The sequence below is a fragment of the Pseudomonas sp. TH34 genome (assembly GCF_016650865.1).
Classification (GTDB): Bacteria; Pseudomonadota; Gammaproteobacteria; order Pseudomonadales; family Pseudomonadaceae; genus Aquipseudomonas; species Aquipseudomonas yamanorum.
Map to the genome: position 1 here is coordinate 262,344 of NZ_JAEKFB010000001.1, position 24,216 is coordinate 286,559.

Sequence of the window (24,216 nt, forward strand, 5' to 3'; positions counted from 1 at the left end):
CGTCGTTGCGAGAAGCTTAGGGTCTTTACTGGTTAAGGTTATATCCCTTAACCAGACCTCATTATTCGCCGACGCTGATCTTCAGGCCAGCCGCTATAGCAAAGGGTGTCAGGGTTACCGCCAGGGCGGCCAGGCTGCCAAGCCACAGGAGGTAACCGGTCGCCGGCATGCCCTGGAGCGCGGCTTGCAAAGCGCCGCTGCCCAGGATCAACACCGGGATATACAAAGGCAAAATCAGCAGGGCCAACAACAGGCCGCCGCGTTTCAAGCCGACCGTCAGCGCCGCACCTACGGCGCCCAACAAACTGAGCACCGGCGTACCCAGCAATAATGACAGGAGCAACACCGGCAGGCACTCGGTCGGTAATCCCAGCATCATCGCCAGCAACGGCGCGAGCAATACCAGCGCCAGGCCGGAAAACGCCCAGTGTGCCAGTACCTTGGCCAAGACCAGAAGTGGCAGGGGGTGCGACGAAAGGACCCACTGCTCAAGGGAACCATCTTCAAAATCACTGCGAAACAGCCCGTCCAGCGAGAGCAGGACCGACAAAAGCGCCGCCACCCAGACCAGTCCCGGAGACAAGGTTTGCAACAGTTTAGTCTCGGGGCCCACCGCCAACGGGAACAGCGCGATCACAATCGCGAAGAACACCAGCGGGTTGGCCAGTTCGGCCGGGCGGCGACAGAGTAACCGCGCTTCGCGGGCGACCAACAGGGCAAAAACACTCATACCGACCACCGGCCCAGGTCGAGGTCGCGGTAACCGGCAGGCATGCGCGTCAAGGTGTGGTGAGTGGTCAGGACCACCATGCCGCCCTGCTCGCAGTGCGCGGCAAGGTGTTCTTCCAAATGGGCGACGCCTTGTTTGTCGAGGGCGGTGAAGGGTTCGTCGAGAATCCATAGCGGCGGGCCGTCCAGATACAAACGGGCCAGGGCCACGCGGCGCTGCTGGCCGGCGGACAGGGTGTGGCAGGGAACGTCTTCGAAACCCTTCAGGCCAACGGCAGCGAGGGCCTGCCAGATCGCGTCGCGGCTCGCGGGATGATGCAGAGCGCTGAGCCAGCTGAGGTTTTCTTCGGCGGTGAGCACATCCTTGATCCCGGCGGCGTGGCCGATCCAGATCAGGTTGCGCGCCAGCTCGGTGCGTTGCTCGTGCAACGGTTTACCGTTGAGCCGCACTTCCCCCGCCGTCGGCTGCATCAGGCCGGCCAACAGGCGCAACAGGCTGGTCTTGCCGCTGCCGTTGGGGCCGCTGACCTGCACCATGTCGCCGCCCGCCAGACGCAGTTCGAGGTGTTCGAACAGCATCCGCAGGTCACGTTCACAGGCGAGCGCTACGGCTTCTAGAAGAGGGCTGGTCAAGAGATCGCGGGCCTTTACGGTTCAAGTCGGCGGTGGAACGGCCGTTAAAGAGATGCACATTAACTGCTTTGGCGACCGTTTTTAGAGAGCTGGATCAATCAGTTGTGTTGTTTTTAACGCTCTCTTTGAAGACGGGCGGCATTATACATGTGATGCCCTACTCTAAAGAGGGCAATTTCCCTTGAGACGGCGCGCACGATGACCGGTGAGATCAATCTTCCCACGCTTCCTCCGACGCTGCCGGCCGGGCCTGCGCCCGCGCCCGCGACGGGTGAGCTGCTGAAACTGCTGGAGCCGCAGACCGGCCTGATTGACCCCGGAAAAACCGTGAATGCCGAGGTGCTGGCACTGAAACAAGGCGGCGATGCGTTTCAGTTGCTGCTCAAGCTGACCCTGGAAGGCGGCCGGCAAACCCTGGTGCAGGCCAGCAGCAGCCAGCCGCTGCCGCTGGGCGCCCAGGTGGAAGTCAGCCAGACCCCTTCGGGCAATTTGTCCATCAGCCTTCAGCAGGCGTTGAGTTCCAGCGTCGCTGCGCTGACTCGCATCGACACCACCCAACTGCCGGTGGGCACCCTGCTGCAAGGCAAGGTGCTGACCACCCAGGCGCTGCCACAGGGTGCCAACCAGCCGGTGGTGTATCGCTCGCTGGTGTCGGTGCTCAATAACGTCCTCAGCGGCGCGACCCTGACCATCGAAAGCCCGCAGCCGCTGCGCATCGGCAGCTTGCTCAGCGCCGTGGTGCAAAGCGCCCAGACCTTGAGCTTTGTGCCCCTGAGCGGGCGCCAGGATCAACTGGCCGTGGCCCAGCAACTCTCCACCCAACAAAGCCGCCAGGGCTCGCTGGACGTGGTGTTCACCGCGCTGCAAAGCCTGCCGGCGACCAGCAGCGACAGCACCTCGGTCGATTTGCGTGCCGCCGCCGAGCGATTGCTGGCGAGCCTGCCCGACCTGGCCCAAGCCAGTAATCCGAAGGTACTGGCGCAACTGATCCAGAACAGCGGCACATTCCTGGAAGCCAAGCTGCTCGCCGGGCAAAACCCGCAGATACCGCCACTAGACATGAAAGGTGCCCTGCTGCGCTTCGTCGCCGACCTGCTGCCGGCCCTGCCCGCCAACACCAATCTCAATGCGATCCTGGCGTCCAACACCCTGGCGCAACTGCTGCCCAGCTTCGTGCGCAGCCCGTTGGGCACCCTCGGCCAGGTCGGCGCCCGCCAAGCGCCCGCAGGCTTTCCGCTGCCGGATCGGCTGATGCAACGCCTGGAAGGTGAGAGCGACCTGGAAAACCTGCTGCGCCTGGCCGCCGGCGCCATTTCCCGGCTGCAAAGCCATCAGTTGTCGAGCCTGGAACAAACCGGCACCACCGCCGATGGCAAGCTCTTGACCACCTGGCAGTTGGAAATCCCGATGCGTACCTTGCAGGACATCGTGCCATTGCAGGTCAAGTTCCAGCGTGAAGAACCCGCCCCCGACAAGGATCAGCCGGAACGCAAGGACAGCAAGGACCCCAAGCAAATGCTCTGGCGCGTGGAAATGGCCCTCGACATGGAGCCCCTGGGCCCGTTGCAGGTCCAGGCGCAACTGAGCCAGGGCAAACTGTCGAGCCAGCTGTGGGCGACCCGTCCGTTCACCGCCAGCCTGATCGAAAGCCACCTGGGCAGCCTGCGCGAGCGTCTGGTGTCGTCGGGACTCAACGTCGGCGACCTGGACTGCCACCTCGGCACCCCGCCGCGTGGCCCGAAGACCGGACTGGAACAACGCTGGGTGGATGAAACCGCATGAAAAATCCCAACCCGCCCCGCCAGGCCATTGCTCTCAAATACGACGGGCAACAAGCACCGACCCTGACAGCCAAGGGCGACGACGCCCTGGCCGAAGCCATCCTCAAGCTGGCCCGGGAAAACGAAGTCCCGATCTACGAAAATGCCGAGCTGGTCAAATTACTGGCGCGCATGGAGTTGGGGGACAGTATCCCGGAAGAGCTGTACCGCACCGTCGCCGAGATCATCGCGTTCGCCTGGACGCTGAAGGGCAAGTTCCCGGTGGGATATGACCCGGACGCGGGGCCGGTGGAGCGGGATGTGACGGAAAGAGGCGACGATTATTAATGTGGGAGCGGGCTTGCTCGCGAATGCAGCGTATCAGTCAATACATCTGAGACTGATCCAGCGCTTTCGCGAGCAAGCCCGCTCCCACACTTGATTGGCTCACATTAAGCCGTAACAACGGCGGATTAATCTGTCGCGACCCCCTAATCCCGGAGCGCGGCAGTTGAAACGGACTTCAATCCTGACAGCACTGAGTCTTTGTGTGTTTTCCCTGACGGCAACGGCCAGCAACGAGGCCCATGACTACCTCACGGCCTGTCGCGAAGCCAAGAAGCAATCGCCGGATGCACCACCGTCCTACCAGGCCGCCTATTGCCTCGGCATCACCACGGGCGTGCTGAGGACGCTGGAATACAAAGATGAATTCACCCGCAGAAACCGCCGCCTTTGCCAGCCGGAAAACCTGGAGCCAGGGCATTTGGTAGAGATGGTTCTGGAGTACAGCAAGAAATACCCTGCGGCAGAGCGAAGTGGCACGACCCGGCTGGTGAGGGGCGCAATTACCGAGCGCTATCCGTGCCCGAAGAGAAGCAACACGCTCTAGCGGAAGCCGCAGCCGCTGATGTATAGCAATTATATCTTTCAAGGTATAGATTATCTCGAACTCGATAGTTCAGGATAAAACCTATGAGCCCCACCCGCCCAATCCTCAGTCGAAAGCTACTCGCCGAAGCGCTCGCCCGTGATTTGGCGGGCGAGTCATTTGCCGATTACAGCTCCGGCATGTTCCTCGCGGCACCCCGTCGCACGGGCAAAAGTACTTTCCTGCGCAACGACCTCATCCCCGAATGCAAGACCCGAGGCTGGCTGCCGGTTTACGTGGACCTCTGGATGAACCGCGAAATCGACCCCGCCGAGCTGATCTCCGGCGCCATCGGCAAAGCCCTGGGCGAGTTCGAAAGCGCGGTGAGCAAGGCGGCCAAGAAAGCCGGTATCGAGAAGATCAGCCTGCTGCGCACCTTGAGCTGGGATTTCACCAAGCCTCAACTGCCCGCCGGCACCACGCTCAGCCACGCCCTGGACGTGCTGCATCAGGTCTCGGGGCAAATGATCGTGCTGATCGTCGACGAAGCCCAGCACGCCCTCAACAGCGAAGGTGGGGTGAACGCAATGTTCGCCCTCAAGGCAGCGCGAGATCATCTCAACGGCAGCAGCACCACCGATGGCCTGCGCCTGGTCTTCACCGGGTCCAGCCGGGACAAACTGGCCAACCTGGTACTCAAGAGCAAACAACCGTTCTTTGGCGCCCACATCACGCCGTTCCCACTGCTGAGCCGGGACTTTGTGGAGTTCGTGACGGACCTGTGGAACCAGCGCCTGGCCGCAACCAACCAGTTCAACCTCGAAGATATGGACTATGCGTTCCAGCTCGTCGGCCGGCGCCCGGAAATGCTCAACAAGCTATTGACCGAAGTGAGCGTGGGTCTTGGCGAGGCCAGCAATCTTGGCGAGCTGCTGAGGACGGGAGCACTGAATCACCAGGCCGGAATCTGGAGCGACTACGAGAGCGCCTACAACGACCTTTCCCCCCTGCAACAGGCGGTACTCGAAGTGATGGGCGAACGAACCCTGGGCAAGCAAGCGTTTTCGCCTTTTGCGGAAAAAACCTTCCAGGATGTGAACCGCAAACTGGAGCAGGCCCAGGTCGAGCCGAACGCCAGCACCCCAAACGTGCAGAAAGCACTGGAAGTGCTGCGGGAGAAGGAGTTGGTCTGGAAAGCCAACCGTGGTGAATATGCGCTGGAAGACTCGACCATGGCCGAATGGCTGAGCAATCGGCATCAGCTATAAGCGACAAGCCAACCTGCTTGCCGCTCGTAACCTTCAGTTGTCCTTGTGCAACCGGCTCATCAACTGCGCTTCAGCCTGGGTCAACCCGCAGGACTGCGTCAGCTCATCCACCGTCGCGCCCATGCCCACCAGCTTCGCCGCCTGGGCGAATGAGAGGCTCGACGGGTCACGCTGCTCGAGCGCCGACAGCTTGTCCGGCAACGGCGCCAGCACCGCACGCAGTTCGTGCACTTCATCCCCCACACGCACCGCGCTTTGCTGGAAGTGGTCGACCCGCTTGGCCAGCTCCAGGATTCGCCGGTCGCGCGCAGCGTCGCGCTCGACCTGTCGAGCAGCCAATTCCCGTTGCTGGCGCACGTAGCGCAGCAGAAAGCCCAAAGTCCCGGCCCACAGGATGGCCAGGACGATCACCGCTACCTCAAGGAACAATCAGATATTCTCCAGATCCTGCCATTCTTCTTCGCTCATCATCTTGTCCAGCTCAACCAGAATCAGCAGTTCGCCGTTCTTGTTGCAGACACCCTGGATGAACTTGGCCGATTCTTCGTTGCCGACGTTCGGCGCGGTCTCGACTTCAGATTGGCGCAGGTAAACCACTTCCGCCACGCTGTCGACCATGATCCCGACCACTTGCTTGTCGGCTTCGATGATCACGATGCGGGTGTTGTCGTTGACTTCGGTCGGCACCAGGCCAAAACGCTGGCGAGTGTCGATCACGGTCACCACGTTGCCGCGCAGGTTGATGATGCCCAGCACGTAGCTTGGGGCACCCGGCACCGGAGCGATTTCGGTGTAGCGCAGCACTTCCTGCACACGCATCACGTTGATGCCGTAGGACTCGTTGTCCAGCTTGAAGGTGACCCATTGCAGGATTGGATCATCCACCAGACCTTGTGCGGACACTGACTTGTTCATACTCCAGACCCCTTCAAATACCGTTGGTTACGGTGTGTGTTCTTGGGCAGCGCCGTAGCACTGCTGCTTGTTATCAAGTGCGTTTGTTGAGCGGCATGGCTTTTACCGCACCGCTGGCAATCAGCTCCGCCAGTTCGGCGACATCCAGCAACGCGCACATGTGTTCGATCACGGTGCCCGCCAGCCATGGCCGCTGGCCCCGGTGGCTGCGCCATTTGATTTCGTTCGGGTCCAGGCGCAATGAACGGCTGACCTGATGCACTGCCAGCCCCCACTCGTAGCCCTGGACCGAAATAACGTATTGCAGGCCCTGGCGGAAATCATCCCGATAGCGGTCGGGCATGACCCAACGCGCGGTGTCCAATACCTTCAAGTTGCCCTGCTGGCTCGGCAGGATCCCGAGGAACCATTCCGGCTGGCCAAACAACGGCGTCAACTCCTGGCCTTCCAGGGAGTAGATCGACCCCAGGCACACCAGCGGCACTGCCAGGGTCAGCCCGGCGACGTCGAACAGCAAGCATTCGAACGGTTCTGCGGCCCATACCGGGCGACCATCGCCCTGCACCGGCGGCGGGGTGATGCTCGGCGGGAGGTGAACCTCAACCACCGGCGCGATCACCACAGGCGTAACAGGCTTAACAGGCTCGGGCACAGCCACCGTTTCCGGAACGGCTAAGGGAACCACCAACGCATCACGGGCCTGCTCTTCCAGGACCGCCAGTTGAAACTCGTCCAGGGCCGCGGGTGTTGGCTCGATGACTTCATCGAGGATCAGAATCGGTTCCGGTATTTCCTCGGTCGCGTCCTGGAGCAAGGCGTCCAGGTAGGACTCCAGCGCCAGCTGCGGCCGGGTCTTGAAATCAACGGGACGGTTCATCTGTATGCCCACGCGCAAGCCCCACCAACCCTGTATTCAGAGGTTATCGGCCTGTAAGTGTCCGGACTTGAATCGAGAGCCGGTTTTGTCAGAAAAACCGCGGCGTCTGCATCGCTGGCAAGCCAGGCTCCTACAGGGCTGTTTATGATCATCACGCCACCTGCGCCACAAGTTGCTGGGACAACAGGTGCTTGAGCAACGCCCGATACGCCAGCACCCCACGGCTCTTGCCGTCGAACTGCGATGGCGTCAGCCCTGCCCGGCTCGCATCCCGCAGGCGCGTGTCCACCGGGATGTAGCCTTGCCAGATGGTGTCCGGATAAGCGTCGCGCAATACCCGCAGGGTGCCGAGGGAGGCCTGGGTACGGCGGTCAAACAGGGTCGGCACGATGCTGAACGGCAACGCCTGTTTGCGCGAGCGGTTGATCATTGCCAGGGTGCTGACCATGCGTTCCAGGCCTTTGACGGCCAGGTGCTCGGTCTGCACCGGGATCACCAGCTGTTGGCTGGCGGCCAGGGCGTTGACCATCAACACGCCGAGCAACGGCGGGCTGTCGATGATCGCGTAGTCGAAGTCCTGCCACAGCTGCGCCAGGGTCTTGGCGATCACCAGGCCCAGGCCGCTCTGCCCCGGCGACTGACGCTCAAGGGTGGCCAGGGCGGTACTGGACGGCAACAGCGAGATCTTTTCATTGCTGGTAGGCAGCAACAGTTGGCCCGGCAAATCGGTCGGCACGCTGCCCTTGTGCAGGAACAGGTCATAGCAACTGTGCTCCAGGGCATCCGGGTCGTAGCCGAAATAGCTGGTCATGGAGCCGTGGGGGTCCAGGTCGACCACGACCACACGCTTGCCGGCCTCTGCCAGCAAGCCGGCCAAGGCGATGGAAGTGGTGGTTTTACCGACACCACCCTTTTGATTGGCAACTGCCCAGACTCTCATTCTGATTGTTCCTCCCGGCAGGCACAGGCTCGACCGAGAAATTGCATGGGGTTATAGAGCCGGTGACGGAGAATTGACGGCACTCCCGCGAACCGGCGCCTTTACGGGCGCTGGTGCAGTTTGTGTGCCAGCCCGCTTCAAGGCGGCATCCGGTGTTGCATTGGCGGTGCCGGTACCGGTCAGGCTGCGGCGCACATCCAGGTTGCGCGACACCACCAACACCACCCGACGATTGCGCGCGCGGCCTTCCGCCGTGGCGTTATTGGCCACCGGCTGGAACTCGCCATACCCCACCGACGCCAGGCGCCCGGGGTTCACGCCCTGCATCGCCAGCATCCGCACAATACTCGCCGCGCGGGCCGAAGACAGCTCCCAGTTGGTCGGATATTGCGCCGTGCTGATCGGCAAGTTGTCGGTAAACCCTTCAACGTGTACCGGGTTCTCAAACGGCTTCAGGATCGCCGCCACCTTGTCGATGATGGTGAACGCCTGGTCGCTGGGCATCGCATCGGCGCTGGCGAACAGCAGGCTGGAATTCAGCTCGATTTCCACCCACAACTCATTGCCGCGCACGGTCATCTGGTTGGAGCTGATCAAGTCGCCAAAGGCTGCACTGATGTTATCGGCGATGCTTTTCAGCGGGTCACTGGTGCCACCGATGCCGGCGGCGGTTTCATCGCTGTCATTGACCAGCGGCTTGGCCGGGGTCACGGTCTTGGGGCGTTCTTCGCCGATGGGAATCGGCTTGAGGGCGCGGTCAGCGTCGTTGAACACACCGATCAGCGCCTGGGAAATGACTTTGTACTTGCCTTCGTTGATTGAGGAAATGGAGTACATCACCACAAAAAACGCGAACAACAGCGTAATGAAGTCGGCGTAGGACACCAGCCAGCGTTCATGGTTGACGTGTTCTTCAGGCTCGCGGCGGCGACGGCTCACAACAAATACCTCCCATCAATCCATGAAGCCCTGGAGCTTCAATTCGATGGAGCGCGGGTTTTCACCCTCGGCAATCGAGAGGATGCCCTCCAGCAACATCTCGCGATAACGCGACTGGCGCATGGCGATCGACTTGAGCTTGCTGGCCACCGGCAACAACACAAGGTTGGCACTGGCCACGCCGTAGATGGTAGCGACGAACGCCACGGCGATCCCGCTACCCAGTTGCGACGGATCGGCCAGGTTGCCCATCACGTGGATCAAGCCCATCACCGCGCCGATGATGCCGATGGTCGGCGCATAGCCGCCCATGCTTTCAAAGACTTTGGCCGCGTTGATGTCGCGGCTTTCCTGGGTGTAGAAATCCACTTCCAGGATGCTGCGAATCGCTTCCGGCTCAGCGCCGTCCACCAGCAACTGCAGGCCTTTGCGTGCGTAGCTGTCGGGCTCGGCATCGGCCACGCCTTCCAGGCCCAGCAGGCCTTCCTTGCGCGCCGTGAGGCTCCAGTTGACCACGCGGTCGACGCCGCCCGGCAGGTCGACACGCGGCGGGAAAATAATCCAGATAAGGATCTGCATCGCGCGTTTGAACGAACTCATGGGCGATTGCAGCAAGGCTGCGCCCACCGTGCCGCCGATCACAATCAACGCTGCCGGGCCGTTGGCCAGGGCACCCAGATGGCCGCCTTCGAGGTAGTTGCCGCCGATAATCGCGACAAACGCCATGATGATGCCAATCAGGCTCAATACATCCATTACAGGCAGGCCTCCACCAGATGCTTGCCGATGTCGTCCAGGCTGTAGACGGCGTCGGCCAGGTCAGCTTTGACGATGGCCATGGGCATGCCATAGATCACGCAGCTGGCTTCATCCTGGGCCCAGATCGCGCTGCCGCCCTGCTTGAGCAGGCGTGCGCCTTCGCGGCCGTCGGCGCCCATGCCGGTCAATACCACCGCCAGAACTTTGTCGCCGTAGGACTTGGCGGCGGAACCGAAGGTGATATCCACACACGGTTTGTAGTTCAGGCGCTCGTCACCCGGCAGGATTTTGATCGCACCACGACCATCGACCATCATCTGCTTGCCGCCAGGGGCCAGCAGCGCGAGGCCCGGGCGCAGGATGTCGCCATCCTCGGCTTCCTTGACGCTGATGCGGCACAACTTGTCCAGGCGCTCGGCGAAGGCCTTGGTGAACGCAGCCGGCATGTGCTGGATCAACACGATCGGCGCCGGGAAGTTGGCCGGCAGCTGGGTCAACACCCGCTGCAAGGCAACCGGGCCGCCGGTGGAGGTGCCGATGGCCACCAGCTTGTAGGCCTTGCGCTTGGGAGCAGGCGAATGCGCGGCGGGCGCAGCCGTACGCACAGGGGCTGCGGCCGGGCGCGCAACCGGCGCAGGCGCCGGGCGACCAAAGGTGCTCGGGGCTGCCGGTGGCGGTGTAACAGGTGCCGGCGCCGGTGCACTGAACAGGCTGCGTCGGTTACTGCGGGAGATGCTGTGCACCTTCTCGCAAAGCATCTGTTTGACCTTCTCGGGATTGCGCGAGATGTCTTCGAAATTCTTCGGCAGGAAGTCCACCGCGCCGGCGTCCAGCGCATCCAGGGTGACCCGGGCGCCTTCGTGGGTCAGCGAGGAGAACATCAACACCGGAGTCGGGCAGCGCTGCATGATGTGCCGCACCGCCGTGATGCCGTCCATCATCGGCATCTCGTAGTCCATGGTGATCACGTCTGGCTTGAGGGCCATGGCCTGATCGATCGCCTCTTTGCCGTTGGTGGCCGTGCCGACCACCTGGATATTGGAATCCGATGAAAGAATTTCCGAGACGCGGCGGCGGAAGAAACCTGAATCGTCCACCACCAGGACCTTGACTACCATAAACACTCCGTTAGGCCGGGCGAGGGACAACCGCCCTGCCCGGGCCGAATCAAATACGCCGTGCGGCGTAACGCTTGAGCATGCTCGGAACATCCAGAATCAGCGCGATCCGACCGTCACCGGTAATGGTCGCACCCGACATGCCCGGGGTTCCCTGCAGCATTTTGCCCAAAGGCTTGATGACCACTTCTTCCTGGCCCACCAGCTGATCGACCACAAAGCCGATACGCTGGGTGCCCACGGAAAGAATCACCACATGGCCTTCGCGCTGCTCTTCATGCTTGGCCGAAGCCACCAGCCAGCGCTTGAGGTAGAACAGTGGCAGCGCCTTGTCGCGCACGATCACCACTTCCTGGCCGTCCACCACGTTGGTGCGCGACAGGTCGAGGTGGAAGATTTCGTTGACGTTGACCAGCGGGAAGGCGAACGCCTGGTTGCCCAGCATCACCATCAGGGTCGGCATGATCGCCAGGGTCAACGGCACCTTGATGACGATCTTCGAGCCCTGGCCCTTGGTCGAGTAGATGTTGATCGAACCGTTGAGCTGGCTGATCTTGGTCTTCACCACGTCCATGCCCACGCCACGGCCCGACACGTCGGAAATCTCGGTCTTGGTGGAGAAGCCCGGGGCGAAGATCAGGTTGTAGCACTCGGTGTCGGTGAGGCGGTCGGCGGCGTCCTTGTCCATCACGCCACGCTTGACCGCAATGTTGCGCAGTATCGTGGGGTCCATGCCTTTGCCGTCGTCGGTGATCGACAGCAGGATATGGTCGCCTTCCTGTTCGGCCGCCAGGATCACTTTGCCCTGGCGGTTTTTGCCCGAGGCTTCGCGCTCTTCCGGCGTCTCGACACCGTGGTCGACCGCGTTGCGCACCAAGTGGACCAGCGGGTCGGCCAGGGCCTCGACAAGGTTTTTGTCGAGGTCGGTTTCTTCACCCACCAGTTCCAGGTTGATCTCTTTCTTGAGCTGGCGTGCCAGGTCGCGAACCAGGCGCGGGAAGCGGCCGAAGACTTTCTTGATCGGCTGCATCCGGGTCTTCATGACGGCGGTTTGCAGGTCGGCGGTGACCACGTCGAGGTTCGACACGGCCTTTTGCATGGCCTCATCGCCGCTGTTCAGGCCCAGTCGCACCAGGCGGTTACGCACCAGCACCAGTTCGCCGACCATGTTCATGATGTCGTCCAGGCGCGCGGTATCAACCCGCACGGTGGTTTCGGCTTCACTGGCCGGTTGCTTGTCTGCGGCCGGAGCAGCAGCGGCACGCGCGGGTGTCGGGGCCGGTGCAGGTTTGGCAGCCACTGGTGCAGCGGCCTTGGCGGCCACCGGGGCTGGCGTTGTCACCGCAGCGGCAGCTGTAGCAGCCGGTGCAGCAGCGCCGACCACTTCGGTGAACTTGCCCTTACCGTGCAGTTCATCCAGCAGGGCTTCGAATTCGTGATCGGAGATCAGTCCATCGGCAGCCGGTGCAGCGGCTGCAGTAGCAGCAGGTGCTGCAGGTGCGGCGGCGGTTGCGGCGACTTCCGGCAGTGCATCGGCAGCAAACGAGCCTTTGCCATGCAACTGGTCCAGCAGCGCTTCAAATTCGTCGTCGGTGATTTCGTTGCTGGCAGGCGCCGCGGCTTCCGTAGGCGCTGGCGCTGCGGCCACCGCGTCCGGGGCAAACTGACCCTTGCCGTGCAACTGGTCGAGCAACGACTCGAACTCGGCGTCAGTGATGTCTTCAGTGGTTGGCACCATGGCCGGCGCATTGGCCGGCGGAGCCTCGGCTTCGGCCTTGACGGCGTTCAGCGAGTCCAGCAGTTGTTCAAATTCGCTGTCGGTCACGTCGCCCGCAGGCTCGGCGACAGGCTCAGCCACCGCTTCGACCACCGGCGCGTTGGCCGCAGGTTCCGCCAGGCGCGCCAGGGCGGCCAGCAGTTCCGGAGTGGCGGCCGTGATCGGTGCACGTTCGCGCACTTCACTGAACATGCCGTTGACCGCGTCCAGCGCTTCCAGGATCACGTCCATCAGTTCCGAGTCGACGTGTCGCTCACCCTTGCGCAGGATGTCGAACACGTTCTCGGCGATGTGACAGCACTCCACCAGCTCGTGGAGCTGGAGGAAGCCGGCGCCCCCTTTTACAGTGTGAAAACCGCGAAAAATTGCATTGAGCAGGTTCGCATCATCCGGTCGGCTTTCCAGCTCGACCAGTTGTTCGGACAGTTGCTCTAAAATTTCGCCGGCCTCTACAAGGAAATCCTGAAGGATTTCTTCATCGGCGCCGAAGCTCATGGGTGTGCTCCTTAGAAGCCTAAACTGGACAGCAAATCGTCTACGTCGTCTTGCCCGGATACAACGTCTTCACGTTTATCGGCATGAATCTGCGGACCTTCACCCTTGGCGAGGTGTTTTTGTGGATCTTTTTCAGAAAGGATCGCTTCGCGGTCATGTTCGATGCCGGCAAACCGGTCGACCTGGCCCGCCATCAACACCAGTTTGAGCAGGTTGCTTTCCACTTCGGTGACCAGTTGGGTCACGCGCTTGATCACCTGACCGGTGAGGTCCTGGTAGTCCTGGGCCAGCAGAATGTCATTCAGGTTGCTGGAAACCGTGCGGTTTTCCTGCTCGCTGCGGGACAAAAAGCCCTCGACCCGACGCGCCAGTTCACGAAACTCTTCAGCGCCCACTTCCCGACGCATGAACCGGCCCCAGTCAGTGCTCAGGGCCTTGGCTTCACTGGCCATACCGTTGACCAGAGGCGTGGCGTTTTCCACCAGGTCCATGGTGCGGTTGGCCGCCGCCTCAGTCAGCCTGACCACATAGGACAGGCGTTCGGTGGCATCCGTGATCTGCGAGATTTCTTCGGCCTGGGGCATGTGCGGGTCAATCTGAAAATTGACAATCGCACTGTGCAACTCACGCGTGAGCTTGCCCACTTCCTGGTACAGGCCGCGGTCACGGGTCTGGTTGAGCTCATGGATTAACTGCACCGCGTCACCGAACTGGCCTTTTTCAAGGCTTTCGACAAGTTGGTGAGCATGTTTTTTCAGGGTCGACTCAAAGTCGGCCTGCGATGATTCTTTATGCTCCATAGCTCCCCCGTGGCAGCATCAATGACCGATGCGTTCGAAGATCTTTTCGATCTTCTCTTTCAAGGCCAGTGCAGTGAATGGCTTGACCACGTAGCCGTTAACCCCGGCTTGGGCGGCTTCGATGATCTGTTCACGCTTGGCTTCAGCGGTCACCATCAGCACAGGCAGGCTGCGCAGTTTTTCATCAGCGCGCACGTGGCGCAGCAGATCGATACCGGTCATGCCCGGCATGTTCCAGTCTGTTACCAGAAAGTCGATGCTCCCGCTGTTGAGGATCGGAATCGCCGTAATGCCGTCATCCGCCTCGACCGTGTTAGTGAACCCAAGGTCACGCAACAGGTTTTTTATGATCCGCCGCATCGTTGAGAAGTCATCAACGATGAGGATTTTCATGTTCTTGTCCAATTCGACCTCCAAGCAGTCTTAAACGCGCCCAGCACCTGGGCGCGCCATATCAATCAACAGGCGTTACACAAAAAGGACTACCGGGGGCGCACCACGGGCCAAGCCCGTCCGGGCGCAGAGCCCGGACGGTATCGTTCGCAGTGTCCCCACACTGCCTGTCAGCGCGCTCGCCACTCTCCCAAACGCCCCCGCAAGCGGGCCGCGCACTGGCTGTGTAACTGGCTGACCCGCGATTCGCTGACACCCAGGACCTCACCGATTTCCTTGAGGTTCAGCTCTTCGTCGTAGTACAGCGCCAACACCAGTCGCTCACGCTCCGGCAAATTGGCAATCGCGTCCGCCAGCGCACGCTGGAAGCGTTCATCTTCCAGATCGCGTGACGGTTCGAGATGAGCACTCGCGCCGTCCTCGTGCAGCCCTTCATGTTCGCCGTCCTGCAAAAGGTCGTCGAAACTGAACAGGCGGCTGCCCAAGGTATCGTTCAAAATCCCGTAATAATCGTCGAGACTCAATTGGAGTTCGGCCGCAACTTCGTGATCTTTAGCGTCGCGACCGGTTTTTGCTTCAATTGAGCGAATTGCGTCACTCACCATCCGCGTGTTGCGGTGTACCGAACGCGGCGCCCAATCACCTTTACGCACTTCATCGAGCATGGCCCCACGGATACGAATCCCCGCGTAGGTCTCGAAACTCGCGCCCTTGCTCGCGTCGTATTTAGTCGACACTTCGAGGAGGCCGATCATCCCCGCCTGGATCAAGTCTTCGACCTGGACGCTGGCAGGCAAGCGCGCCAGCAAGTGATAGGCAATGCGCTTGACCAGAGGCGCATAGCGCTCGATCAATTCGACCTGACTGTCACGTGCCGACTTCTTGTAAAGGTTGTAGCCGCTGGCTGTCATAGCACCGGTCCTGCGCTCGTCTGATGCACCAATCGCTCGACGAAAAACTCCAGATGCCCCCGAGGATTGGCAGGCAACGGCCAGGTATCGACCTTCTGGGCAATAGCCTTGAACGCCAATGCGCACTTCGAACGAGGGAACGCTTCATAGACCGCACGCTGCTTTTGCACGGCCTTGCGTACGCACTCGTCGTAAGGAACTGCGCCAACGTATTGTAAGGCGACATCGAGGAAGCGATCTGTGACCTTGGTCAACTTGGCGAACAGATTCCGCCCTTCCTGCGGGCTTTGGGCCATGTTGGCCAGCACGCGGAAGCGGTTCATGCCGTAGTCGCGGTTGAGCAGTTTGATCAGGGCGTAGGCGTCGGTGATCGAGGTGGGTTCATCGCACACCACCAGCAATACTTCCTGGGCTGCGCGCACGAAGCTGACCACGGATTCGCCGATCCCGGCGGCGGTGTCGATCACCAGCACGTCGAGGTTGTCGCCGATGTCACTGAACGCCTGAATCAGGCCGGCATGCTGCGCCGGGCTCAGGTGCACCATGCTCTGGGTGCCGGAAGCGGCCGGCACGATGCGAATCCCGCCGGGGCCTTGCAACAGTACGTCGCGCAGCTCACAGCGGCCTTCGATCACATCGGCCAGGGTATGTTTGGGCGTCAGTCCCAGCAGAACGTCGACGTTCGCCAGGCCCAGGTCAGCATCCAGCAGCATGACGCGACGGCCAAGCTCTGCCAGAGCCAGGGACAAATTCACTGACACGTTAGTTTTCCCGACGCCACCTTTGCCGCCGGTCACCGCGATCACCTGTACGGGATGCATGCTGCCCATTTTATTTCTTTACCTTGTCTTGCTTAGACGCAGGCTACATAAGTTGGCCGCGGGAACTGCTGGCAGGCCATCGATGTAGATACTTTGCAATGTGTTCATATTGCCTCAGCCGACTCGCTTGTTCGGGCTGTGGTAGAGGTCAGCAAACATGTCAGCCATCGCTTCCTCACTCGGTTCTTCCTGCATTTGCACGCTGACAGCCCGGCTGACCAACTGATGACGGCGCGGCAGATGCAAATCATCCGGGATCCGCGGCCCGTCGGTCAGGTAGGCGACCGGTAACTCATGACTGATGGCCAGGCTCAATACTTCGCCCAGGCTCGCCGTCTCATCCAGTTTAGTCAGGATGCAGCCCGCCAGCCCACAGCGCTTGTAGCTGTGATAGGCGGCGGTCAATACCTGCTTCTGGCTGGTAGTGGCCAGTACCAAATAGTTTCGGGATTTGATCCCGCGCCCGGCCAGGCTTTCCAGCTGCATGCGCAGGGCCGGGTCGCTGGCTTGCAGGCCGGCGGTGTCGATCAGCACCACGCGCTTGCGCAGCAGCGGGTCGAGGGCGTTGGCCAGGGACTGGCCCGGGTCGACGTGGGTCACCGGCACATTGAGGATGCGGCCCAGGGTCTTGAGTTGCTCCTGGGCGCCAATGCGGTAGCTGTCCATGCTCACCAGCGCGATGTTCTGTGCGCCGTACTTGAGCACGTAACGTGCGGCCAGCTTGGCCAGGGTGGTGGTCTTGCCCATGCCGGCAGGGCCGACCATGGCGATCACGCCGCCTTCTTCCAGGGGTTCGATTTCCGGGGTGACGATCATCCGCGCCAGGTGGGCCAGGAGCATGCGCCAGGCCTGGCGAGGTTCTTCAATTTGCGTGGTCAGTTGCAGCAGGTCGCGGGACAACGGGCCGGACAGGCCGATGCGTTGCAGGCGACGCCACAGGTTGGCCTGTTGCGGCTGGCTGCCCTGCAACTGGTTCCAGGCCAGCGAGCCCAGCTGCACTTCCAGCAGTTCACGCAGGCCGTTGAGTTCGAAACGCATCGAGTCGAATACCCGCTGGTCTACCGCTGCCGCCGGGGCGGGCGCAGCAGGACGCGGCGGTTCAACAAAAGTCGGCTCTACCAGCGGCTCGGACGCCGTCAGCGGCAACCCGGCAAACAGCTGGCGATTGGTGGATGCGTCGCTGTCGCCACGCATGCTCAGTTCAGCCTGGGCCGAGACAATGCGCGAAGCGGTCTTGCGCAGCTCGTCTTCCAGTTCCATGTTCGGCACACGCGGCGCCAGGGCCGAGGGCTTGTAATCCAGGGCAGCCGTCAGCTCCACACCGCCGGCAATACGACGGTTACCGATAATCGCAGCGTCGGCGCCCAACTCATCACGTACCAGTTTCATGGCCTGACGCATATCGGCGGCGAAAAAACGCTTCACTTGCATATCCCACTACCTCAGCCGTTGGGCCCTACTGTCGCGACGATAGTCACTTGCTTATTGTCAGGAATTTCCTGGTAAGCCAATACATGCAAATTCGGTATAGCCAGGCGTCCAAACCGCGACAACATCGCCCGGACGGGGCCAGCCACCAGCAGGATCACCGGATGGCCTTCCATTTCCTGGCGCTGCGCGGCCTCAATCAACGAACGCTGCAGCTTCTCAGCCATGCTTGGCTCCAGCAACACGCCTTCATCAGCGCCCTGCCCAGCCTTCTGAATACTATTGAGCAATATTTGTTCCAACCTTGGTTCCAAGGTGATCACAGGCAGCTCAGAGTCAAGCCCTACAATGCTTTGGACGATTGCACGCGACAATCCGACGCGTACTGCGGCCACTAGGGCGGCAGTATCTTGACTCTTGGCGGCATTGTTGGCGATAGCTTCGGCAATGCTGCGAATATCCCGCACCGGCACCTGTTCGGCCAACAGCGCCTGCAGCACCTTGAGCAGTTGCGAGGTAGACAGCACGCCCGGCACCAGCTCTTCGGCCAGCTTTGGCGAGGCCTTGGCCAGCAATTGCAAGAGTTGCTGGACTTCTTCGTGGCCGATCAGCTCGTGGGAATGCTTGTACAGAATCTGGTTAAGGTGGGTCGCGACCACCGTGCTGGCGTCGACCACGGTGTAGCCCAACGACTGCGCCTGGCTGCGCTGGCTGATTTCGATCCACACAGCTTCCAGCCCAAAAGCCGGATCTTTGGCGGTAATCCCGTTGAGGCTGCCGAACACCTGGCCCGGGTTGATCGCCAGTTCGCGGTCCGGGTAGATCTCGGCTTCGGCCAGGATCACCCCCATCAGGGTCAGGCGGTAGGCGCTGGGGGCCAGGTCTAGGTTGTCGCGGATGTGCACGGTAGGCATCAGGAAGCCCAGGTCCTGGGACAACTTCTTGCGCACACCCTTGATCCGCGCCAGCAACTGCCCACCCTGGTTGCGATCCACCAGAGGAATCAGACGGTAACCGACTTCCAGGCCGATCATGTCGATCGGGGTCACGTCGTCCCAGCCCAACTCCTTGGTTTCAAGGGCCCGGGCCGGCGATGGCAGCAGTTCCTGCTGACGCGCCACTTCCTGCTGGGCAATCACCTTGATGTTGTTTTGCTTTTTCCAGAACAGGTAGGCACCACCGGCGGCCATGGCAGCCATGCTCAGGAACGAGACGTGAGGCATGCCCGGCACAATACCCATGATGGCCATGATGCCCGCCGCCACGGCCAGCGCCTTGGGCGAGGCAAACATCTGCCGGCTGATCTGCTTGCCCATGTCTTCGGAGCCCGAAGCACGGGTCACCATGATCGCCGCCGCTGTAGATAACAACAGTGATGGCAATTGCGCCACTAAACCGTCACCGATGGTCAGCAAGGCGTAAACCTTACCGGCGTCGCCGAAGGTCATGCCGTGCTGGAAGATGCCTACTGCCATGCCGCCGATCAGGTTGATAAACAGAATCAACAGGCCGGCGATGGCGTCGCCGCGCACGAATTTGCTGGCACCGTCCATGGAACCGTAGAACTCGGCTTCCTGGGCGACTTCAAGACGACGGGATTTAGCCTGGTTCTGATCGATGAGGCCGGCGTTGAGGTCGGCGTCGATGGCCATCTGCTTGCCGGGCATCGCGTCGAGGGTGAAACGCGCGCTCACCTCGGAAATCCGCCCGGCGCCCTTGGTCACTACCACGAAGTTGATGATCATCAAGATCGCAAAAACCACGATACCGACCACGTAGTTACCGCCGATCACCACCTCACCGAAGGCCTGGATCACCTTGCCTGCGGCGGCGTGACCGTCCTGGCCGTGGAGCATCACCACCCGGGTGGAGGCCACGTTAAGCGCCAGCCGCAGCAGCGTGGCGATCAGCAGAATCGTCGGGAACACCGCGAAATCCAGCGGCCGCAGGGCGTACACACACACCAGCAACACGACCACGGACAGCGCGATGTTGAAAGTGAAGAACACGTCCAGCAGGAACGGCGGCATTGGCAACATCATCATTGCCAGCATCACCAGCAACAACAACGGCACACCCAGATTGCCTCGCGAGAGGTCAGTCAGGGTGCCACGGGCCGTGCTGAGCATTTGAGAGCGATCCACCGGTATTCCTCGTTTCCTTGAAGCAAACTTTTGACGCCGGGAGACGTCCTGGAGGCGGTATTGCAAGAAGCCTTCCAACTTTTGCTTGAGGGAGCAGATCGGCCTCACGGACAGCGAAGGGCTACCGCCGTACACACATCACCTGTGGCGAGGGAGCTTGCTCCCGTTGGGCTGCGCAGCAGCCCCAGAACGGCTTACACGTTTTTGCCTGAATAACCGCGATAGCTTTATTGGGGGCGCTTCGCACCCCAGCGGGAGCAAGCTCCCTCGCCACACCAGCTCGTTCGCGGGAGATGGCGAAACGTCCGACAGGGATTTAGGGTTGCTGGTGGGAAGAAAAAGGCGCTATCGAAGATAGCCATTCCTCCTCCCAAAACGCCCCCGTCGTGCTATTCAGCGTAATCGACGGCATCAGTACCGAAGACCTGCTGGTCAACCTCACCGAAACACTGGCTTCGGCCCATGCCCTGACCTGCGACTTTGCCTGTGAACTGGAAGGATCGCGGCGGGAAGGCGCGCTGGGGATTGCGCAGTTGATTGAGATGGGTCGGTTGCTGGCTGATCGGGTGCTGGATGACATAGCGCCCTTGCCGGCGACTTAAACGTTGCCAGATGCAATTCGGGAACGCTCAGGAGATTTTTGTTGAATGGGAGGACGCCTTCGCGAGCAAGCCCGCTCCCACATTCGACCGCGTCTCTATAGGATGTACACGGTCAAATGTGGGAGCGGGCTTGCTCGCGAAGAGGCCGGCACAGGCGCTACAACACTCAGGAATCCCGACGCAAATCCGGCGGAATCGGCAGGTCTTTGAGCGGATCCGGCCGCTTGCCCTTGCCCGCCCGGTACTGGCGGATCTGATACACGTACGCCAACACCTGAGCCACCGCCAGGTACAGTCCGGCCGGAATCTCCTGGTCGAGGTCGGTGGAGTAAAAAATCGACCGCGCCAACTCCGGCGACTCCAGCAGCAGAATGTCATTGGCCACGGCAATCTCACGGATTTTCAACGCGGTGAAATCACTGCCCTTGGCCAGCAGCATCGGCGCCCCACCCTTCTCCGGGTCGTACTTGAGCGCCACGGCATAGTGAGTCGGGTTGGTGATGACCACGTCGGCGTCGGGAACGGCAGCCATCATCTTGCGCTGGGACATCTCGCGCTGCAGCTGACGAATCCGCTGTTTGACCTCGGGCCGGCCTTCCTGGTCCTTGTGCTCGTCGCGCACTTCCTGCTTGGTCATCAGCAGTTTCTTGTGGCTTTCCCACAGCTGGATCGGCGCATCCACCGCGGCAATGATGATCAACCCGCAGGCCATCCACAGCGAACTCCAGCCCACCACTTGCACACTGTGGATGATCGCCAGTTCGATCGGCTCGTGGGCGATGCGCAGCAGGTCGTCGATGTCGGACGACAACACCGTCAACGCCACAAACAGGATCAGGATGAACTTGGCCAAGGCCTTGAGCAGTTCCACCAGGGCCTTGGTGGAAAACATCCGCTTGAGCCCGGGCCCCGGGTTCATCCGGCTGAACTTGGGCGCCATGCTGCCGGCGGCAAACAGCCAGCCGCCGAGGGAAATCGGGCCGATCAGTGCGGCCAGCAGCAAGGTAATCAGGATCGGTTGCACCGCAAGGATCGCGATCTTTCCGGAGTGCAGCAGGTACAGGCCCATGGCGCCCGGGCTGAGCAGCACCTCACGGGGCAGGGAGAAATTCAGGCGCATCAACTCCATCAGGTCCAGGGCCAGGCCACCGCCGTAGATCAGCAGGCCACCGGAGCCGGCTAGCATGATCGCCAGGGTGTTGAGCTCTTTGGAACGGGCAATCTCGCCCTTTTCCCGGGAGTCCTTTTTACGTTTCTCCGTGGGGTCTTCTGTTTTGTCCTGGCCACTCTCGCTCTCGGCCATGGCTTACCGCGCCCGCGCCAAGTCACGTAAGAACTGCAGGGCGTCAGTCGCCAGCGGTTGATACTGATTGAGAATGTCAGCCATGCCGACCCAGAAAATCCCCATGCCCAGCACCAGGGTCAGCGGAAAACCGATGGAGAAGATGTTCAACTGCGGCGCCGCCCGGGTCATCACGCCAAAGGCGATATTGACCACCAGCAGCGCGGTGATCGCCGGCAATACCAGCAGCAACGAGGCACCGAGCACCCAGCTCAAGCGCCCCACCAGTTCCCAGAAGTGATTGACCACCAACCCGCTGCCCACCGGCAAGGTGGTAAAGCTCTCGGTCATGACCTCGAACACCACCAGATGGCCGTTCATGGCCAGGAACAGCAAGGTCACCAGCATCGTCAGGAACTGCCCGATCACCGCCACCGACACGCCGTTGGTAGGGTCGACCATGGACGCGAAGCCCATGCCCATCTGGATCGAGATGATTTGCCCGGCGATCACAAAGGCCTGGAAGAACAGCGTCAGGGAGAAACCCAGCAAGGCACCGATGATGATTTGCTCGGCGATCAACATCATCGCACTGAGGTCCAGGGCATTCACCGGCGGCATCGGCGGCAAGCCCGGCACGATAACCACGGTAATCGCCACCGCGAAATACAGGCGGATGCGGCGTGGTACCAGGGTGGTACCGAACACCGGCATGGTCATCAGCACCGCCGTGACCCGGAACAACGGCAGAATGAACGAGGCCACCCAGGTGCTGATCTGGGTGTCGGTCAACGCCAACATCGAATTCACGGGGTCAGCCGATCAACTGCGGAATACTGCCGTACAGCTGCAGGATGTATTCCATGAAGGTTTGCACCAGCCACGGGCCGGCAACGATCAGGGTGATCAGCATTACCAGCAGGCGCGGCAGAAAGCTCAGGGTCTGTTCGTTGATCTGGGTCGCAGCCTGGAACATCGCCACCAGCAGGCCCACCAACAGGCTCGGCACTACCAGCACAGCGACCATCATGGTGGTCAGCCACAGGGCTTCACGAAACAGGTCGACCGCTACTTCTGGCGTCATCGTCTACACCCCACCGAAACTGCCGGCCAGGGTGCCGATAATCAGCGCCCACCCGTCCACCAACACAAACAGCATGATCTTGAACGGCAACGAAATGATCAGCGGCGACAGCATCATCATACCCATGGCCATCAGCACACTCGCCACAACGAGGTCGATGATCAGGAACGGAATGAAGATCATGAAGCCAATCTGGAACGCAGTCTTCAGCTCCGAGGTCACGAACGCCGGCACCAGGATGGTCAGCGGCGCCATGTCGGGACTGGCGATGTCGGTACGCTTGGACAGCCGCACGAACAACTCAAGGTCGCTGGAACGGGTCTGCGACAGCATGAAATCCTTGATCGGGCCCTGGGCCTTGTCGATCGCATCCTGGGCGGTCATTTTCTCCGCCAGATAGGGTTGCAGGGCTTGCTGGTTCACCTTGTCGAACACCGGCGCCATGATGAACAGCGTCAGGAACAGCGCCATGCCGGTCAGGATCTGGTTCGACGGCGTCTGTTGCAGGCCGAGGGCCTGCCGCAGGATCGAGAACACGATGATGATCCGGGTGAAACTGGTCATCAGCATCACGAACGCGGGGATGAAGCTCAGCGCGGTCATGATCAGCAGGATCTGCAGGCTGACCGAATACTCCTGCGCGCCCGCCGCGTTGGTGCCCAGGGTAATCGCCGGGATCGACAACGGGTCTGCCGCGTACGCCAGCGGCGCTGCCAGCAACAGCATGAGCGTCAATAAAACGCGCATTACTTCTTATCCTTCTGATCCTTGCCCAGCAACTCCATGAGGCGCTGGGCGAATTCCGGCGTGGCCGCTTGGGTCTGGGCCACTTCCACAGGCTGCTTGAGCACGTGCAACGGGGTGATGCGGCCGGGGGTGATGCCCAGCAGAATCTGCTCGTCGCCCACCTGCACCAGCACCAGCCGGTCCCGCGGGCCAAGGGCACGCGAACCCACCAGCTCAATCACCTGGGCATTGCCCGGGCCAATGCGCTGTACACGGCGCAACACCCAGGCGAGCACGAAGATCAGCCCCACCACCAACAACAAACCCAACACCAACTGGGTCAGTTGCCCGCCAACGCCACTGCCGAGCGCCGGTGCGGCCGCCTGGGCGACCGGTTCTGCTGCCATTACGCTCAAGGGCAGCGTCGATAACAGTCCTACCAGTGAGCGCTTCATATCAACGCAACTTCTTGATGCGTTCACTTGGACTGATCACGTCGGTCAGGCGGATGCCGAACTTCTCGTTGACCACCACCACTTCGCCATGGGCAATCAGCGTGCCGTTGACCAGCACGTCCAGCGGCTCACCGGCCAGACGATCCAGCTCGATCACCGAACCCTGGTTGAGTTGCAGCAGGTTGCGGATGTTGATTTCGGTGCTGCCGACTTCCATGGAGATCGACACCGGGATGTCGAGGATCACGTCCAGGTTCGGACCGTCCAGGGTCACCGGCTCGTTGTTCTTCGGCACGCTGCCGAACTCTTCCATGGGAAGGCGGTTGCCCACCGGTGCGGTGGCCGCATCAGCTGCCAGCAGCGCGTCGATATCGTCCTGGCCGACATCGCCGGCTTCCTCCAGGGCAGCCGCCCACTCGTCAGCCAGGGCCTGGTCTTCGGCGGAAGTGTTTTCGTGTTCGGTAGCCATTACATGTCCTCGGCGGAGCA

At 61.2% G+C, this 24,216-nt stretch carries 27 protein-coding genes; 5 read left to right on the forward strand and 22 right to left on the reverse strand.

What is annotated here, in order from left to right:
- Window positions 1–61 precede the first annotated feature (61 nt).
- Both ccmB and ccmA read right to left on the reverse strand, forming a co-directional pair.
- Window positions 62–730, reverse strand: a complete 669-nt coding sequence (ccmB, locus tag JFU58_RS01170) for a heme exporter protein CcmB (RefSeq protein ID WP_003210635.1) — start codon at window positions 728–730, stop codon at window positions 62–64.
- Window positions 727–1,308, reverse strand: a complete 582-nt coding sequence (gene ccmA, locus JFU58_RS01175; protein WP_242488193.1) for a cytochrome c biogenesis heme-transporting ATPase CcmA — start codon at window positions 1,306–1,308, stop codon at window positions 727–729. The genes ccmB and ccmA overlap by 4 nt, the downstream gene beginning before the upstream one ends.
- Window positions 1,309–1,560: 252 nt before the next feature.
- Between ccmA and fliK the strand changes: the two genes are divergently transcribed.
- The 4 genes from fliK to JFU58_RS01195 all read left to right on the forward strand — a co-directional run bounded on the left by fliK (window position 1,561) and on the right by JFU58_RS01195 (window position 5,261).
- Entirely contained in the window at window positions 1,561–3,144 is a 1,584-nt protein-coding gene (gene fliK, locus JFU58_RS01180; protein WP_201139716.1) for a flagellar hook-length control protein FliK, read from the forward strand.
- Window positions 3,141–3,470 (forward strand): EscU/YscU/HrcU family type III secretion system export apparatus switch protein, encoded by a 330-nt coding sequence (locus JFU58_RS01185; RefSeq protein WP_003210638.1) that lies wholly within the window; start codon window positions 3,141–3,143, stop codon window positions 3,468–3,470. Before fliK ends, JFU58_RS01185 begins: the two co-directional genes overlap by 4 nt.
- 163 nt (window positions 3,471–3,633) lie before the next feature.
- Window positions 3,634–4,014: a Rap1a/Tai family immunity protein gene (locus JFU58_RS01190; RefSeq protein ID WP_201139717.1), complete on the forward strand. Its 381-nt coding sequence runs from the start codon at window positions 3,634–3,636 to the stop codon at window positions 4,012–4,014.
- Window positions 4,015–4,097: 83 nt separating this feature from the next.
- Window positions 4,098–5,261 carry a hypothetical protein gene (locus JFU58_RS01195; RefSeq protein WP_201139718.1) on the forward strand — a complete coding sequence of 388 codons (1,164 nt, stop codon included), beginning with the start codon at window positions 4,098–4,100 and terminating at the stop codon, window positions 5,259–5,261.
- 33 nt (window positions 5,262–5,294) lie between these two features.
- On the opposite strand, the gene JFU58_RS01200 is transcribed toward JFU58_RS01195, so the two are convergent.
- The 14 genes from JFU58_RS01200 to flhA form a co-directional block, all read right to left on the reverse strand.
- Complete coding sequence (locus JFU58_RS01200) at window positions 5,295–5,690, reverse strand: DUF2802 domain-containing protein (protein ID WP_017477477.1); 396 nt, start codon at window positions 5,688–5,690, stop codon at window positions 5,295–5,297.
- Window positions 5,691–6,176, reverse strand: a complete 486-nt coding sequence (locus JFU58_RS01205) for a chemotaxis protein CheW (protein WP_003210641.1) — start codon at window positions 6,174–6,176, stop codon at window positions 5,691–5,693.
- Window positions 6,177–6,249: 73 nt separating this feature from the next.
- Complete coding sequence (locus JFU58_RS01210; RefSeq protein ID WP_201139719.1) at window positions 6,250–7,053, reverse strand: CheW domain-containing protein; 804 nt, start codon at window positions 7,051–7,053, stop codon at window positions 6,250–6,252.
- 151 nt (window positions 7,054–7,204) lie between these two features.
- Window positions 7,205–7,993: a ParA family protein gene (locus JFU58_RS01215; protein ID WP_093207498.1), complete on the reverse strand. Its 789-nt coding sequence runs from the start codon at window positions 7,991–7,993 to the stop codon at window positions 7,205–7,207.
- Window positions 7,994–8,044: 51 nt separating this feature from the next.
- Complete coding sequence (motD, locus tag JFU58_RS01220; protein ID WP_003210644.1) at window positions 8,045–8,932, reverse strand: flagellar motor protein MotD; 888 nt, start codon at window positions 8,930–8,932, stop codon at window positions 8,045–8,047.
- A gap of 15 nt (window positions 8,933–8,947) precedes the next feature.
- Window positions 8,948–9,688, reverse strand: coding sequence for a flagellar motor protein (locus JFU58_RS01225; RefSeq protein ID WP_017477474.1), 741 nt, complete (start codon window positions 9,686–9,688; stop codon window positions 8,948–8,950).
- Window positions 9,688–10,809 (reverse strand): protein-glutamate methylesterase/protein-glutamine glutaminase, encoded by a 1,122-nt coding sequence (locus JFU58_RS01230; protein WP_093207495.1) that lies wholly within the window; start codon window positions 10,807–10,809, stop codon window positions 9,688–9,690. Before JFU58_RS01230 ends, JFU58_RS01225 begins: the two co-directional genes overlap by 1 nt.
- Before the next feature lie 49 nt (window positions 10,810–10,858).
- On the reverse strand, window positions 10,859–13,081 hold the full coding sequence (locus JFU58_RS01235) for a chemotaxis protein CheA (RefSeq protein ID WP_201139720.1): 2,223 nt from the start codon (window positions 13,079–13,081) through the stop codon (window positions 10,859–10,861).
- A gap of 11 nt (window positions 13,082–13,092) precedes the next feature.
- Window positions 13,093–13,881, reverse strand: a complete 789-nt coding sequence (locus JFU58_RS01240; protein ID WP_063028114.1) for a protein phosphatase CheZ — start codon at window positions 13,879–13,881, stop codon at window positions 13,093–13,095.
- 18 nt (window positions 13,882–13,899) lie between these two features.
- A complete protein-coding gene (locus JFU58_RS01245) occupies window positions 13,900–14,274 on the reverse strand; it encodes a chemotaxis response regulator CheY (protein WP_005790040.1) in 375 nt (124 codons plus the stop codon).
- Window positions 14,275–14,444: 170 nt separating this feature from the next.
- Window positions 14,445–15,185 (reverse strand): RNA polymerase sigma factor FliA, encoded by a 741-nt coding sequence (gene fliA / locus JFU58_RS01250; RefSeq protein WP_003214541.1) that lies wholly within the window; start codon window positions 15,183–15,185, stop codon window positions 14,445–14,447.
- Window positions 15,182–16,015 (reverse strand): flagellar synthesis regulator FleN, encoded by an 834-nt coding sequence (gene fleN / locus JFU58_RS01255; protein WP_003192912.1) that lies wholly within the window; start codon window positions 16,013–16,015, stop codon window positions 15,182–15,184. Before fleN ends, fliA begins: the two co-directional genes overlap by 4 nt.
- A 105-nt stretch (window positions 16,016–16,120) precedes the next feature.
- Window positions 16,121–17,437 (reverse strand): flagellar biosynthesis protein FlhF, encoded by a 1,317-nt coding sequence (gene flhF / locus JFU58_RS01260; RefSeq protein WP_017477470.1) that lies wholly within the window; start codon window positions 17,435–17,437, stop codon window positions 16,121–16,123.
- Window positions 17,438–17,448: 11 nt separating this feature from the next.
- On the reverse strand, window positions 17,449–19,563 hold the full coding sequence (gene flhA / locus JFU58_RS01265) for a flagellar biosynthesis protein FlhA (RefSeq protein WP_207198184.1): 2,115 nt from the start codon (window positions 19,561–19,563) through the stop codon (window positions 17,449–17,451).
- Between the two features lie 401 nt (window positions 19,564–19,964).
- Between flhA and JFU58_RS01270 the strand changes: the two genes are divergently transcribed.
- Complete coding sequence (locus JFU58_RS01270; protein ID WP_207198202.1) at window positions 19,965–20,180, forward strand: DUF6124 family protein; 216 nt, start codon at window positions 19,965–19,967, stop codon at window positions 20,178–20,180.
- 166 nt (window positions 20,181–20,346) lie between these two features.
- Here the strand turns inward: JFU58_RS01270 and flhB are convergent, their stop codons facing one another.
- From flhB to fliN, 6 genes are read right to left on the reverse strand one after another with little or no spacing between them, the layout of a single operon-like run.
- Window positions 20,347–21,483 carry a flagellar biosynthesis protein FlhB gene (flhB, locus tag JFU58_RS01275; RefSeq protein WP_093207489.1) on the reverse strand — a complete coding sequence of 379 codons (1,137 nt, stop codon included), beginning with the start codon at window positions 21,481–21,483 and terminating at the stop codon, window positions 20,347–20,349.
- Window positions 21,484–21,486: 3 nt separating this feature from the next.
- Window positions 21,487–22,263 carry a flagellar biosynthetic protein FliR gene (fliR, locus tag JFU58_RS01280; protein ID WP_003214551.1) on the reverse strand — a complete coding sequence of 259 codons (777 nt, stop codon included), beginning with the start codon at window positions 22,261–22,263 and terminating at the stop codon, window positions 21,487–21,489.
- A gap of 13 nt (window positions 22,264–22,276) precedes the next feature.
- Window positions 22,277–22,546: a flagellar biosynthesis protein FliQ gene (gene fliQ / locus JFU58_RS01285; RefSeq protein ID WP_003214552.1), complete on the reverse strand. Its 270-nt coding sequence runs from the start codon at window positions 22,544–22,546 to the stop codon at window positions 22,277–22,279.
- 3 nt (window positions 22,547–22,549) lie between these two features.
- Complete coding sequence (gene fliP / locus JFU58_RS01290; RefSeq protein ID WP_003214554.1) at window positions 22,550–23,293, reverse strand: flagellar type III secretion system pore protein FliP; 744 nt, start codon at window positions 23,291–23,293, stop codon at window positions 22,550–22,552.
- Entirely contained in the window at window positions 23,293–23,727 is a 435-nt protein-coding gene (gene fliO / locus JFU58_RS01295) for a flagellar biosynthetic protein FliO (RefSeq protein ID WP_177070635.1), read from the reverse strand. Before fliO ends, fliP begins: the two co-directional genes overlap by 1 nt.
- 1 nt (window position 23,728) lies before the next feature.
- Entirely contained in the window at window positions 23,729–24,196 is a 468-nt protein-coding gene (fliN, locus tag JFU58_RS01300) for a flagellar motor switch protein FliN (RefSeq protein WP_201139721.1), read from the reverse strand.
- Between the last annotated feature and the right edge of the window lie 20 nt (window positions 24,197–24,216).